Here is a 13,776-nt window from a genome sequence, read left to right on the forward strand (position 1 = left end):
TGAACAAACGTCTCGTATCGCAAACCGGTAAAAAACCCGCGGAACCCCTCACTGATGAAAAGAAAAAGGCCGCGGCCGAAAACTTTCTAAAGATGGAGCTGCTCAGGCGCGTGGCGGTAGCGAAGGGATTCGATAAAGACGAAGAATACCTGAAAAAAGCGAGCATCGGCGCGGATGCCATTCTGGCGGGCGAATACATGAAAAAGATCGGCGCGGGCAACCTCACCGTAACAGAAAAAGAAATTACCGACGAGTATAATGAAAACAAGGATAAGCGCTATTACAGCTATGTGAAAAAGGGGAACGATCGGGAAAAGGTCATCGAACCGCTTGCGAAGGTGCGGGACAAGATCAAGGAGATGCTTGAAAACAAGAAGCGCTCCGAGGCTTTGAAAAACTGGAAGGATGACATTCTGGGAAGCAATGAATTCGCCATCGATATGAAGAAGCTCGAGGGTGAATAATGCGAATGCTCCCGGCTAGTTGACGGTTCGTGTCGCCGGGAGATTGAGCGCATCCGAAAGTGCGAGGGGGACATGTTCGCCCTCGATTGAAACGTCGTCAAACTGCTCTATGGCGAGACCGAATTCCTGGGCAGAGTCCATGTAGAAGCGCAACACGTTACGCAGGCGACGCACCGCTTCGCTGCGGTCGACACCGTAACAATTTACGTCCAGCTCGGGGCAATTGGCGATAAATTCGTTCTCGGCCTCGAGCAGTTTGATCGAAAGCTTCATAGTGTGCATCCTGGTTTATAGTGTCGGTAACGCGCTCTGTCTGTATTAATATCGTCACCCCCATTCCCGGGCTTGATGAAATTCGCCTGGTGCATGACGCTTTCCGGAAGGGAGAAAATTTATCCGGCATGAAATGATGGTCAAATTCTATACAGCACGTATTCCCTGGGGTTGGATATAAAATATAGTATATTGGGGGCACTTTTTTAAAAAGGACCCGGCTTATTTTGTTGACAAAAAACACTAGCATGTTTGTATTGCTCAAGACGCGATCACACGGTTTTGGAAAGCGCATCGCATAAAGTGTTGCCAGGCAGAAAGACAACAAAAGACATACTAGCGTATTCTTCAGTCGGTCTGCAGCTGGCGGGAACTTTGCTCATTTGCGTATACGCCGGGTACTGGGTCGATAGCCGTTATATGACATCCCCCTGGTTCCTGCTGGCAGGAGCGGTAGTAGGGATGATAGCCGGGTTCTATAATTTGTTCAAAGAACTAGGGGCATTGGAAAAAAATAAAGAAGGTTCGGAAAAGGGCGACGAAAAACGGAGAAAATGGCTGTAGAGTAGAATATAGAATATACGTCAGCATGATATAACATCAACGCTTCGAGGCGGGTTGGGCTATGATTCACTTACTGCAATACGTTAATATGTTTGTTTCCTCCGGTGGCGGGCACGGCGAAGAGGAATCAATGTATCAGATTGTAATGCACCACCTTACCGACCATACCATCACCACCGGTTTTATTGGAAAAATCAACGAACAGTTTTTAGGGACCAAACTTTTCGATATCTTCGATATGAGGATCACGCGCTGGGTGATCATGATGTGGATCGCTGCGCTTCTCTGCCTCCTTGTGTTCATACCTGTCGCCAGGCGGGTCAGGAAGGCTAAGTACGGGTCAAAGTCAAAATGGGTCAATTTATGGGAAGTGCTTATTTCCTTCGTACATGACGAAGTGGTAGAGCCTAATTTCGATCACCATTATGTGAAGAAGGCCATGCCGTATTTCTGCAGCGTATTCTTCTTCATTCTTTTCTGCAATCTTCTGGGGCTTATCCCCGGGATGTCCACCGCGACGGGTAATCTTGCCGTGACCGCGGGGATGGCGATTCTTACCCTTATCGGGATGGTAGGGGTAGGGATGGTGAAACAGGGTGTCTTTAGATACTGGATAGGCTTGGTGCCGCACGGCGTTCCGGCCTTCGTGCTGCCTCTTATGTTTCCTATTGAAATTATAGGACTCTTCATCCGCCCATTCGCATTGACAATACGACTTTTTGCGAACATGACTGCGGGCCATGTCGTTATAATCATCTTCATATATCTGGTCATGATGTTTCAGAATTATTTTGTCGGAATAGGCTCCGTTACGGGGTCCCTCATGATTTACATGCTCGAGCTCCTGGTGGCGTTCATCCAGGCGTATATCTTTGCCGCTCTCTCGGCGATGTTCATCGGATCATCCATGCATGCCCACTGAGCGCAGTGGCATGCAGGTGATATAGCAGTGATACGTGTGTGTGTGTAAAATTATGCTTTCAGTTTATCTTAAAAGAGTTTAAAATTACAGTTAACGCAGGATACTGCGAGTAACTAAACAAATCTTAGGAGGAGTTCATGGAATACTTAGGTTTCTCTTATCTTGGTGCTGGTTTTGGCGCTGGTCTCATCGTGTTTGGTGCCGCGCTCGGTATCGGCAAACTTGCAACTGGTGCTCTTGAAGGTATGGCGCGTCAGCCCGAACTGTCAGGCGACCTCCGTACGGCGATGATCATCGCGGCCGCTCTTATCGAAGGTTTTACCTTCTTCGCGCTGGTGGTTACCTTCATGCTCGCGACCAAGGAACCGGTCAGGATGCCCGCTCCCTATCCGACTCCCGAAAAACCGGCTGTGGAAGCAAAGCATTAAAAAAGTCACACCTGAACGGGTAATCTTATGGATGTGTTAAAAGAAGGTTTGCTGAAGGTTGATCCGGGTCTGCTGCTGTGGACGGTAATAACATTTCTCGTGTTATTGCTCATCCTCTGGAAGGCCGCCTGGAGGCCCATCATCGATGCACTGGATGCCCGTGCGGAAAAAGTGCGCGGTGATATCGAAACCGCCGAGAAAAACCGTCTCGAGTCGGAAAAGCTTCTTGCCCAGTACAAGGATACCATGGACAAGGCGAAGGACGATGCGTTTAAAGTCATCGCCGAAGGCAAGGCCGATGCTGAAAAGCTCAAAAACAGCATTATTGAAAAGGCCGGGGCCGAATCCAAGGAACTCGTGGAAAGGGCCAAGAAAGAGATTTTCATGGCAAAAGACAAGGCTCTCAGCGAGTTAACGGCCGATGTGGTAACACTGTCAACCGAGATAGCCGCAAAAGTGATTTTGAAAAATCTGAATCCTGACGACCAGAAGGCTTTCATTGAGGAAGCCCTTATGAAAATAAGGACAGTTCAGTAACCCTGAACTGTCCTTATCCATTCAACTATCCAGGGAATTAGAGGGTGACGACTGTGGCAGGGAATGACGTTTCTCGGACATATGCAAGCGCGCTGCTGGAAATTGCGCAGCAAAAAAACATGCTTCCCGCCATCGAGGAAGAGATGGTTTTTCTTGCGGGCCTCGTTAAAGAGGATCGCGAACTGATGCTCTACTTGAATGCCCCGGGTATTTCCAGGGACTCGAAGAAGGATTTGATTGATAAAATCTTCAATGGGAAGCTGTCGGACGTTATGGTCAACTTCATAAAGGTGCTGATCGATAATAACCGGCAATCCCTGATAAAGGAAATCAATCAGTCGCTCGCGGATGAGATAGATATCATCAATAACAGGCAGCGGGTGAAGATTACCACGAGCGCGAAGCTCGGTGCGGACATGCTGCAAAAGATCAAGGATACGCTGACGGAGAAGTTCAAAAAAGTCATTATTTTAGACGAAGTTATAGATCAGAAAATTATCGGCGGTGTTGTGATCAAGGTAGGCGATTTAATAATCGATGGATCCCTGGCAAAGGATCTTAAAAATATACGCGAGAAATTATTACTCAGCAAGATCAGGAGCGAGATGGTGTATGAAGATTAAAACCGAAGAAATCAAATCCATCATCAAGAAGGAGATCGAAGGATATAAGTCCGCTCTCGATGTAAGCGAGGTGGGGACGGTCATCCAGGTTGGTGACGGTATTGCAAAGGTATACGGTCTCGATAACGCGATGGCCGGTGAAATGCTTGAATTCCAGAACGGGGCATACGGTCTGGTATTTAACCTGGAAGAAGATACGATCGGCGCCGTTGTGCTTGGCGACTATCTTACAATTGAAGAAGGACATTCAGTAAAAAGACTTAACCGGATCCTGGCTGTTCCGGTTGGAGACGCGGTGCTCGGGCGCGTCGTTAATCCCCTGGGAATACCCCTTGATAATAAGGGACCTATTCCTTCCGAAAAAATGCGTCCCGTCGAATTCCTCGCCCCTGGCATAGCGGACAGGCAGCCCGTAAAGGTTCCGCTCCAGACCGGCGTCAAGGCCATCGATGCGATGACCCCCATCGGGCGCGGCCAGCGCGAACTTATTATCGGTGACCGCAAAACGGGTAAAACCGCCATAGCGATCGATACGATAATAAACCAGAAAGGTAAAAACGTCATCTGCGTATACGTGGCCATAGGTCAGAAGGCTTCGACCGTAGCCGCGGTTGTCGAAAAGCTGGAGGCGCATGGGGCGATGGATTATACCATCATCGTTATCGCCACGGCGTCGGATCCTGCGCCGCTGCAATATATCGCCCCGTACGCGGGTTGCGCGATGGCTGAATATTTCATGTACGATAAGGGTCAGGATACACTGTGCGTGTACGACGACCTTTCAAAGCAGGCAAACGCGTACAGGCAGCTTTCACTGCTTCTCCGGAGGCCGCCGGGACGTGAAGCGTATCCCGGAGACATTTTCTACTGCCACTCGCGTCTGCTTGAGCGCTCGGCGAAGTTATCGGATGATATGGGCGGCGGCTCTCTTACCGCGCTGCCGATCATTGAAACCCAGGAAGGTGAGGTTTCTGCATACATCCCGACCAACGTAATTTCGATTACGGACGGTCAGATATACCTTCAGCCGGGTCTATTCGCCTCCGGTATCCGCCCGGCGGTGGATGTCGGTATATCGGTGTCCCGCGTGGGCGGCAATGCGCAGATCAAGGCCATGAAAAAGTACGCGGGCTCACTGCGCCTCGACCTCGCCCAGTTCCGCGAGCTCGAAGCGTTCGCCCAGCTCGGTACAGAACTTGACGCCTCAACGCAGAAGCAGCTTGACCGCGGTCAGCGCCTTGTGGAAATCCTGAAACAGGGGCAGTATGAGCCCGCATCGGTTGCCGAACAGGTGTCGATAATTTTTGCCGGTACTCAGGGATATCTTGATAAGGTTCCGGTAAACGAAGTAAAAAAGTTCGAAAAGGAGTTTACCAAGTTCATGAACGATGCTCATCCCGAGCTTATCGATGAGATATTTCAGACCGGTGAAATCAAGAGCCTTGATAAGCTGCAGAAGGTGTGCGCGGATTTCAGCGAGAGTTACCTTGCCGGCAAGAAGGCAGACGCACGGTAGACAGCGAATCATCAATACGACGAGATAAGGAAGAAGAGCTGTGGCAACCCAACGAGAAATACTCAAGCGCATACGGTCGGTGGCAAGCACCAAGAAAATCACCAAGACGATGGAAATGGTTTCCACCGCCAAGATGAAGAAGATGCAGAACAAGATGGCGATGTCGCAGCCATTTTCGAAGAAGCTCGACCACATAATCGCGAACCTCAGGAAATCGGGGGTCGAGGATGTGTTCGATATTCTTCTTCAAGAAAGGCCGAATCCCAACAAAGCGCTCATACTCATGATTACCGGCAACCGGGGACTTTGCGGCGGTTACAATACGAACGTGATCGACAAGACCCTTGCGTTCAAGGAAAAGCTCTCGATAGAGGAAGGCAAGGAAGTACTCCTGTACAATATCGGGAAAAAGGGTTTCAATTTTCTCAGGTTCGTCAAGGAGCCGGTATTTAAGCATATCCCGAATTTCGAGGACAAGCTTACCTTCGACGATGCACTTAAACTGGGGAATGAGCTGATAAATCTATTCGTAGACGAAGTAGACGAGGTTTATATATCGTATACGAAGGTACTCACCTCGGCCACGCAGAAGCCTGAAATAATACGACTCCTGCCCATTACGCCGGACAAGCAGGATGTGGAGGACGCTTCAGCTGAGTTTCATTTACAATATATTTTTGAGCCGAACCCGTACAAGATTTTTCAGTCGCTGCTGCCATTCTACATTAAAGTAAAGATTTACAGCTGTCTGATCGAATCCGGTTTTTCGGAGCAGGTTGCGCGCCGGGTTGCGATGAAGAACGCGACTGATGCGGCAACTGAAATGGTTCGCGAACTTACCATCAGGTACAACAGGGTCCGTCAGGCGAAGATCACCAACGAGATCGCTGAAATAGTGGGCGGCGCATCTGCCCTATAGAAAGAACAGACGAAGCCAGTGAGTGATATCATCATTTGCAAGGAGTAAGCCATGAGCCAGAATGTAGGAAAAATAGTTCAGGTTATCGGTTCCACGCTGGACGCCGAATTTCCTGAAGGGCATTTGCCGGAAATTTACAACGCCCTGGATCTTGAAATCGAAGTGATGGGTGAGAAAATCAAGATAGTGTGCGAAGTTCAGCAGCACCTGGGCGGGAACAGGGTGCGGGCGGTTGCGCTTAAATCTACCGATGGCATCAAGCGCGGAACGGACATCATCGACACGGGAGCGGCCATCAGCGTTCCGGTTGGCGAAGAGACCCTCGGGCGAGTTATGAACCTGTTGGGCCAGCCCGTCGATAAAAAGGGCGAAATACATGCCAAGCAGAAACGCGCGATTCACCAGGAACCTCCTAAATTCGACCAGTTGGAGCCTAAATCGGAGATATTCGAAACCGGAATCAAGGTTATCGACCTTCTCGCTCCCTACATCAAAGGGGGGAAAACGGGGCTGTTCGGCGGCGCGGGTGTCGGTAAGACGGTTGTCATCATGGAACTTATCAACAACGTAGCCCAGCAGCATGGCGGTTTTTCAGTGTTCGCGGGCGTGGGTGAGCGCACCCGTGAAGGAAATGACCTCTGGCTCGAGATGAAGGAATCCGGTGTTATTAACAAGGCCTGTCTTGTATACGGTCAGATGAACGAACCACCCGGAGCGCGTCTCCGCGTCGCCCTTACCGCGCTGACGGTATGCGAATATTTCCGTGATCTTTCCGGGCGCGACGTGCTCCTTTTTATCGACAATATATTCCGTTTCTCCCAGGCCGGTTCGGAGGTGTCCGCCCTTCTGGGACGCATGCCGTCCGCGGTGGGATACCAGCCCACACTCGCAACCGAGATGGGCGCCCTCCAGGAGCGCATCACCTCGACGAAGCACGGTTCGATCACGTCGGTGCAGGCAATTTACGTTCCTGCTGACGACCTTACAGACCCCGCGCCTGCGACCGCGTTCATTCACCTTGATGCGTCGACGGTTCTTTCCCGCCAGATCGCGGAAAAAGGTATTTACCCGGCGGTTGACCCCATCGAATCTTCGTCCAGGCTTCTCGCCCCGGAACTCGTTGGCCAGGAACACTATGACGTAGCCATGGAAGTAAAGCGTATCCTCCAGCGTTATAAGGACCTTCAGGATATCATCGCCATTCTCGGCATGGACGAGCTTTCCGAGGAAGACAAGCTTCTCGTACAGCGCGCCCGCAAGATCGAAAGATTCCTTTCGCAGCCCTTCTTTGTCGCCGAGCAATTTACCGGCTTTCAGGGCAAGTATGTGAAGCTTGAAGAGACGATTAAAAGTTTCCGCGGGCTCATCAGCGGGGACTATGATGCGCTTCCCGAGCAGGCGTTTTACATGGTTGGAACAATAGAAGAAGCTTTGGAAAAGGCGAAGAAACTGCAATCAGGGAAGTAATTTATGAGCAGAAAGATCCAGTGCAGCGTTTTAACGCCTGACAGGGTGCTTTTCGAGGGGCACATTGATTTCGCAGTCGTTCAGGCCCATGACGGTGAGATCGGTTTCCTCTTCAACCATGCTCCGCTGGTCGCGGAACTGGGAATCGGGGAAGTCAGACTCAGATCGGCTGACCAGGCGAATTATCTTATCGTAGAAGGCGGATTCGTCGAAATCAGGGAAAACGAGCTCATCGTTCTTGCGGAAAGCGCTTTCAAGAAAGAAGAGCTCGCCAAGGATGCGCTTGACAGGCAAATCAAGGATATCGAGACAGCTGAAAAGCCGGCCGCGTTCCGGGAAAGGATGGTGATGGACCTGGAACTCAAGAAGCTCAAAGCGAGATTACGGGTAGCATCAAGATAGGTTTAGTGCTATATTCAAAAAAAGGATGCCCGGTGGGCATCCTTTTTTGTTTTGGCAAAATATTTTATGGCTCAAGTTTTCCCGAATACCGATACTTAAAATGTAGACCCGTATTATATTATTAATCGGGCCGGTTGATTGTTTTATTATAGACGTAAAATAAGAAATGTATACTATAAAAGCCACGGGGAAAACCGGGTGATGGCTACCGAGCTTGAACAAACTCAATTTGAAGAAATCGCGGATTTTCCCGAAAGAATATCCACTGTTCGCTCCGTGGAAGAAAGTGTCGGGAAAACCGGTCATGGGGACGATGACGATTTTCGGGATGCCGGCCGTATGGAAGAGATAAGGGCTTCGGCAGGCGAGGTTTCCCCCGAAAATGAAATAGAGGATGATTACCAGCATACCGTAACGGTGAATACTAACGTAGAAAAGAATGATTTTGATTTAAGCTCGCTTGCAGCAGAAATAGACGGAATCACGCGGCTGGAAAAAAAGCAACCGGCCCGGAAACCCGTCCCCGAGGTAAAACCGGAAAATCTGTCCCCTGCGGTTGGGGACGATGGTCTAAAGCCGACGGCACACCCTGCTGCTGAAGGGATTGTCATCATCAACGAGGAAGACGACGTCGATCTGGATTACTACTCGCTGGAAGAACTCGAGGGCAAGATGGAAGCCCTCCAGTCTGCGGATACCGAATCGGATCGTCCCGCTCCCGGGAAGAGAGACAAGGGCGGTGTGCGTGACCAGGATTCCGCAGAATTGCGTGCGACATCATCAGGTCAGGATACTGCCCCGGATTCGGCTAAGGCCGCGGATAGAAGCACCAGGGAAAAATTAACCGCGGATCATGATAAGCCCGCTCCAGGCGAATTCAGGACGCCGGGTGACGACCGAATAACCCTGGAAGTCCCCAGAGACCTCCGCGAACGGCTGCCCGAGGATTTCGATATCTCGGAATTGACAAGCATTGACTTGAAGGAAGCCGAAAAAATTGCCAATGAGGATATGATCCTGCTTTCAGAGGATGATCTTATCGAGGAATTGGAGGTATTTGACCTGGTTCCCCTGGAACCGGCAAAAGAAGTATCGAAGAAAAAAGCTGTTGATACATCAGCAAAAGAGGCGGCCGGAAAGTCAGAAAAAGAAAAGCGCCCTATGGGAGAGGAAGTGCCGTTCGTTGTCGCGCAGGATCCGGTACATAAAATTGACTCTTCTCTGATAGTACTCGAAATCGAACCCGAAATTATTGAAACCGATTCCGAATCACCGGCAGGGAAGGCGAAGCCGGCGGTTGAGGAACAATATTTAGAACTTGAGGAAGAACTTTTTATACCGGAACACGAAACAACGGATGAAATCCGTCAAAAACCCGATCTTGCGGTAAATGCGGAAGAAACGCGAGTTTCGGCTGACCTGGCGGAAGTCAGCAAGTCTTTCCCTGAAACCGATTTTATGGATCTCGAGCCGATCGAGATTGAACAAATCGAAAGGTCCGCCGGGAAGGTTAAATCCGATGCGCCGATCGTGGAACAGGGGATCGTGATTATTGAAGACGGGGCGCATGTGTCGCCGCCGGAATCGGGGAGCCTGGAGGCCTTAGAGAAGCTTGCGGAGACGGGTATTGTATCCCCGGCGCCCCGTCCTGAAAAAAAGCGTACGGTCACTAAGGAGCTTATACCCTCATTCCTGGAAAGTATCGGGACCGAGGCGATGAATGTGCATATTATCGATGACTCGCTTGTGGAGCGGAAAGAACAACCCGCGTCTGCCATGCTCGATGTCGACGAACTTGACAGGATTACTTCGGAGATAGCGACCGTAATGGAGGGCGCCGTACAATTCATATTTGAGGCGAGTCCTTCCGAGGATGTCCAGAATATTGCGCCCATATTGAAGGGAGCGACCCCCGCCTTCGAGGATCTACTCGCCGATCTTGAAAGCGAATATTCTTTCCGTGACGATGAGATCGAACTGATCGACAGCGTTTTTGTCGCCGAGGATTACCAGCAGTACATCCATGATATCGACGTGAAGACGGCGGGGAAACATGAAACGCGTATTTCGACGGCGGTCGAGCTTCTCGGTCTTGATTCAGACGAGATCGGCACGATGGATGAAAATCTGTTCGCCCGGGAATACGAGGGGATCGATATCGAGGAGAGACTCAGGACCATAAGGGTCGGTCTTGACCAGCCCGTGGAAGACTTGAGATTGCTCAAAAAGTGTTCATATCTCGTTCCCAGGCCGGAAAGCCTTTCGGCGGAGGAGCAGCGGAGCATCGAAGAGGATGTCACGGGATCAAGCGCCTTCATATACGAGGAAGACGTAGAGGAAATCAGGTTTAAACTCGGCCAGGTGCTGAAAAAGAGGAAGGGCGAGGACAAGATTTCCGATATCAGCAGCGAGGTGATCATTATAGAAAACGGTACCGATATCATGCGGTTTATCGAGACTATCCCGCCCGATAAAAAGGAAGTATTGAAAAACCTCCTCTGGTATCTCGACGGGTTATTTGAAAAGCTCCCTGAAGACATTATCAGGAAATTCGCCGATTCGGAATATTTTGATTTATATTCGAAAGTACTGACTGATCTGGGTAAATAAAATGGGTCTGCTCGAAAAGGCGCTCCAGTATAAAAAAGAAATAAACAGCCGTGGGGGCAAAACGCTCATCGATAAAATCCAGGGGCCCGCGGAAACAGAAATTATGCGAACAACGGATGATGGAATCCGCCGGAAGAGCGACAAGGTGCGTGCTGATGCCGCGGTCACAAACCTGCCGGGAGGTGACGTATCCATGGTAACCGATGATGAGCTATTCAAACTGCCCGGTGAGAGCTCCCCGGTTAAGCCGGATGCACAGCCCGAGGCAGATGATGAACCCGTGCAGGAAAACAAGTCTGCCGGGGAAATCAGTCGTCCCCGTCCCGAGGTACCCGGCGAAATCGATCCCCTGACGGCCGAAGATGAGCCGCCGGTTTTGATCAACAAACTTGACCTCCAGGGACTGGATGAGACCCAGCCCGGCGGCGCGAAACTGCGGGAACAAAATATCATGCGCGACACAGCCGTTGAATTCCCGGAAATCGGTGACAATGCCGCACGTCATGATTTTACGCCTGACGAAAAACAGGGCCCTGAAAATACGGCGATCCCGGGGCAGGAGAAATTCGACCGGGATAAATTTCGATCGGAGCTTCCTGAGCGTATCGGACAGACGACGCGGCATAATAAGAAATTTCATGACTTTATGGTGTTATATGAGATCGGCAAGGAAATCGTGCGCGCGGAGACCAGGAGCGAATTGTACGACGTGATACTATTTTCGGTCATGGGTCAGATCGGCACGTCTTCCGCGTCGATTATCATTCCCGAAGAGAAAGACCCCGGCGTCTGGACGATCGTCGAGTCCCGGGGCATCGTCTTGAAAAATAAGCAGATGCCGTTAAGGGACAAAGGCGGGATTCTCTCGGCCATCATCGGCAGGCGGGAGATTATCGACCTGGATGAATATAAGAACCTCCCCGAATTCGAAGAAGAATACTTTCGGCTTATCTCGATAGATGCGCGGCTCTTGTGCCCCCTCACGACCGACGGAAGGACGCCCGGCGTGATCGTTGTGGGAGAAAAAATCACCATTGGCGACTATACCGATGCGGAAAAGGATTTCATGGTCTCGATTGCGGAAATTGCCGCAATGGTATTCAGAAAAATCGCGACGATTGAGGAGCTCCAGAAGTTCTCGATATCATTCAAGGAGGACATCGGGCTCAACAGCGCAATCGGTGAGCTCATGAACGGCATTACACGGTGCGTGAGCGTTGATTCGGCAAACGCCCTTGCCAGGGAGGAACTCGCAAAGCTCGGCTTGTCGAGCTACGCCCTCTTTATTCGGGCCGGAAAGAACGACGCTTTCGTACCCGTACTCACCGAGAAGGAGGATCGCCTGGGACTCGTCGGGGAGGGGCATACGATCCCCCTTGATCATCCCCTGGTGCCGTACCTGCTGGAGATGAAAGAAGGTTCCAGGATATCCGCCTTTCAGGATATTACCGTCATCAGGAATTCGTTCACGGAGCCCATGCTCAGGAAGATGTCGCAGTTTTGGGTGTTCCCCTACAAGTCGGGCGGAAATCTCCTCGGGTTCATGACCGTATTCCATATGGAGGAAAAAGAATATCCGCAGGGCCTTCACCTTCATCTCGACAGGTTATCGAAGCTGCTCATTTCGTATACCATCAATATGCGCTCCCTGGGAACCGGGGATGCCGGATTTGTCGATACAATCGACCCGGTCATCAGGAGACTGCAAAAGTCGTTTAACGGGACGAAGGATCTGGGTATACCTTTCACACTCGTGATGCTGTCGATCAAGAATTTCAAGCGTTATCACAGCCTTTACGGAAACGAAGACGCGAACGCCCTCATCGAGCGTTGCGAAAAAACGATTTCTTCAAGGCTCTCCGATTCCGATTATGCGGTCAGGGTAGAACGCAACAAGATACTCATAGTGCTTCCCGGGAAAAACAAAAAGTTCGCGATCACCCTCGCCAACACCATCCGCAACGAAATTGGCCAGCTATTTCACAGGAAGGAAATGCAGCTGATGCTGATGTACCTGACCGCGGAATACCCGGAAGATGGAGAAGACGTATTCGCCCTTCTTGACGCCATAGAATAAATCGACAGTCGAAATCCGCCGCACGGGATGCATTAATGGGGACTAAGGAGCATGCCGGGGTTCACAGGCCGGCACCCCTTGCGTACCTCGAAATGAAGGTGCGGTCCCGTGGTGCGCCCCGAATTCCCTGAAAGCGCTATAGGCTCACCGGCCCCAACCTCCGCGCCAAGCGGCGCAAGCGCCCTGTTCAGGTGCCCATAGTAGGAATAATAATCATAGGGATGCTGGATTATCACGAGCATTCCGTAGCCACCGTAAAAGCCGGAATACACCACCTTGCCCGCACGGGAAGAGTATACCGTGGTATTGACGGGACAGGCAATGTCGATGCCGCGGTGAAAATCGAGGGCATTGTTCAGCGGGTCCCGTCTCATCCCGAATCCGGAGGTTTTCTGGCCGCTCCGCAGAGGATTTGAAAATGCCGTACCCAGGAATAGGGCGCGCTCGGTAGAGGTGATTCCTGCACCAGGAATAAAGACATACCCCGATTCGGGAAGCCTGGACGCGTTACAACGGGAAATGTATTTCGCTTCGATGCCGGTAGCGCGCGCGATGGCGGGAAAGGTTTCTCCCGTGGATACGCGATAAGCGATTCCCCGCATGTTTGGAATGTACAAATCCCTTCCCTGTGCCACGTCAAGGGGTGAAGAGAGGGCATTGATCGATATAATGGTGTCGAGGTTCTGGGAGGTCGCCGCGCAAATGGTCCAGATCGATTCCCCGGTGCGCACCTTGTATCTTAAAAAACGCAGAGACGGGAGCTCGGCGGCATCCCTGCTCCCCTTGATGACGGACACGGCGGATGCGATATCGGCGCGCAGCGCCTTGATCTGCTCCGAGGTGAGGGCAAGCGACTCGATGTCGGCGATTTTTCCGGCATGGGCGGTCTTGGGCGTGAAGGTTACAAGAAGAATGCACGCCGATAACGTCGCGAGGACATGTAGTATCGGACCCCTGTTTTTCCCATATGACAT

At 51.1% G+C, this 13,776-nt stretch carries 14 protein-coding genes; 12 read left to right on the forward strand and 2 right to left on the reverse strand.

What is annotated here, in order from left to right; translation table 11 throughout:
• Nucleotides 1–92: 92 nt before the first annotated feature.
• Nucleotides 93–464, forward strand: a complete 372-nt coding sequence (locus tag EPN93_01270; protein TAL39420.1) for a hypothetical protein — start codon at nucleotides 93–95, stop codon at nucleotides 462–464.
• 15 nt (nucleotides 465–479) lie between these two features.
• Here EPN93_01270 and EPN93_01275 read toward each other — a convergent pair whose 3' ends face one another.
• The gene (locus tag EPN93_01275) at nucleotides 480–737 is read right to left on the reverse strand and encodes a hypothetical protein (protein ID TAL39421.1); all 258 of its coding nucleotides are present in this window, start codon (nucleotides 735–737) and stop codon (nucleotides 480–482) included.
• A gap of 252 nt (nucleotides 738–989) precedes the next feature.
• Here EPN93_01275 and EPN93_01280 point away from each other — a divergent pair, with 252 nt between their 5' ends.
• From EPN93_01280 to EPN93_01330, 11 genes are all read left to right on the forward strand, one after another.
• Nucleotides 990–1,301: an AtpZ/AtpI family protein gene (locus EPN93_01280; protein ID TAL39422.1), complete on the forward strand. Its 312-nt coding sequence runs from the start codon at nucleotides 990–992 to the stop codon at nucleotides 1,299–1,301.
• 61 nt (nucleotides 1,302–1,362) lie between these two features.
• Nucleotides 1,363–2,223 (forward strand): ATP synthase F0 subunit A, encoded by an 861-nt coding sequence (gene atpB / locus EPN93_01285; protein TAL39423.1) that lies wholly within the window; start codon nucleotides 1,363–1,365, stop codon nucleotides 2,221–2,223.
• 137 nt (nucleotides 2,224–2,360) lie between these two features.
• A complete protein-coding gene (gene atpE, locus EPN93_01290; GenBank protein TAL39424.1) occupies nucleotides 2,361–2,651 on the forward strand; it encodes an ATP synthase F0 subunit C in 291 nt (96 codons plus the stop codon).
• A 27-nt stretch (nucleotides 2,652–2,678) separates the two neighbouring features.
• Nucleotides 2,679–3,188: an ATP synthase F0 subunit B gene (atpF, locus tag EPN93_01295; GenBank protein ID TAL39425.1), complete on the forward strand. Its 510-nt coding sequence runs from the start codon at nucleotides 2,679–2,681 to the stop codon at nucleotides 3,186–3,188.
• Between the two features lie 44 nt (nucleotides 3,189–3,232).
• Complete coding sequence (gene atpH, locus EPN93_01300) at nucleotides 3,233–3,811, forward strand: ATP synthase F1 subunit delta (protein ID TAL39426.1); 579 nt, start codon at nucleotides 3,233–3,235, stop codon at nucleotides 3,809–3,811.
• Nucleotides 3,801–5,327: a F0F1 ATP synthase subunit alpha gene (locus tag EPN93_01305; protein TAL39427.1), complete on the forward strand. Its 1,527-nt coding sequence runs from the start codon at nucleotides 3,801–3,803 to the stop codon at nucleotides 5,325–5,327. Before atpH ends, EPN93_01305 begins: the two co-directional genes overlap by 11 nt.
• A gap of 40 nt (nucleotides 5,328–5,367) precedes the next feature.
• Entirely contained in the window at nucleotides 5,368–6,246 is an 879-nt protein-coding gene (gene atpG / locus EPN93_01310; GenBank protein TAL39428.1) for an ATP synthase F1 subunit gamma, read from the forward strand.
• Between the two features lie 51 nt (nucleotides 6,247–6,297).
• Nucleotides 6,298–7,713: a F0F1 ATP synthase subunit beta gene (gene atpD, locus EPN93_01315; protein TAL39429.1), complete on the forward strand. Its 1,416-nt coding sequence runs from the start codon at nucleotides 6,298–6,300 to the stop codon at nucleotides 7,711–7,713.
• Nucleotides 7,714–7,716: 3 nt separating this feature from the next.
• A complete protein-coding gene (gene atpC, locus EPN93_01320; protein TAL39430.1) occupies nucleotides 7,717–8,115 on the forward strand; it encodes an ATP synthase F1 subunit epsilon in 399 nt (132 codons plus the stop codon).
• 201 nt (nucleotides 8,116–8,316) lie between these two features.
• Entirely contained in the window at nucleotides 8,317–10,725 is a 2,409-nt protein-coding gene (locus tag EPN93_01325) for a hypothetical protein (GenBank protein ID TAL39431.1), read from the forward strand.
• Between the two features lies 1 nt (nucleotide 10,726).
• Nucleotides 10,727–12,802, forward strand: a complete 2,076-nt coding sequence (locus EPN93_01330) for a diguanylate cyclase (protein TAL39432.1) — start codon at nucleotides 10,727–10,729, stop codon at nucleotides 12,800–12,802.
• A gap of 32 nt (nucleotides 12,803–12,834) precedes the next feature.
• Here the strand turns inward: EPN93_01330 and EPN93_01335 are convergent, their stop codons facing one another.
• Entirely contained in the window at nucleotides 12,835–13,776 is a 942-nt protein-coding gene (locus tag EPN93_01335; protein TAL39433.1) for a M23 family metallopeptidase, read from the reverse strand.

This window comes from Spirochaetota bacterium (genome assembly GCA_004297825.1).
Taxonomy (GTDB): Bacteria; Spirochaetota; UBA4802; order UBA4802; family UBA5368; genus FW300-bin19.

Coding starts and splice junctions, on each gene's coding strand:
- atpE (TAL39424.1), top strand. CDS start 2,361: ATGGAATACTTAGGTTTCTCTTATCTTGGTGCTGGTTTTGGCGCTGGT.
- atpF (TAL39425.1), top strand. CDS start 2,679: ATGGATGTGTTAAAAGAAGGTTTGCTGAAGGTTGATCCGGGTCTGCTG.
- atpD (TAL39429.1), top strand. CDS start 6,298: ATGAGCCAGAATGTAGGAAAAATAGTTCAGGTTATCGGTTCCACGCTG.
- EPN93_01325 (TAL39431.1), top strand. CDS start 8,317: ATGGCTACCGAGCTTGAACAAACTCAATTTGAAGAAATCGCGGATTTT.
- EPN93_01330 (TAL39432.1), top strand. CDS start 10,727: ATGGGTCTGCTCGAAAAGGCGCTCCAGTATAAAAAAGAAATAAACAGC.
- atpB (TAL39423.1), top strand. CDS start 1,363: ATGATTCACTTACTGCAATACGTTAATATGTTTGTTTCCTCCGGTGGC.
- EPN93_01305 (TAL39427.1), top strand. CDS start 3,801: ATGAAGATTAAAACCGAAGAAATCAAATCCATCATCAAGAAGGAGATC.
- EPN93_01270 (TAL39420.1), top strand. CDS start 93: ATGGAGCTGCTCAGGCGCGTGGCGGTAGCGAAGGGATTCGATAAAGAC.
- EPN93_01335 (TAL39433.1), bottom strand. CDS start 13,776: ATGTCATATGGGAAAAACAGGGGTCCGATACTACATGTCCTCGCGACG.
- atpC (TAL39430.1), top strand. CDS start 7,717: ATGAGCAGAAAGATCCAGTGCAGCGTTTTAACGCCTGACAGGGTGCTT.
- EPN93_01275 (TAL39421.1), bottom strand. CDS start 737: ATGAAGCTTTCGATCAAACTGCTCGAGGCCGAGAACGAATTTATCGCC.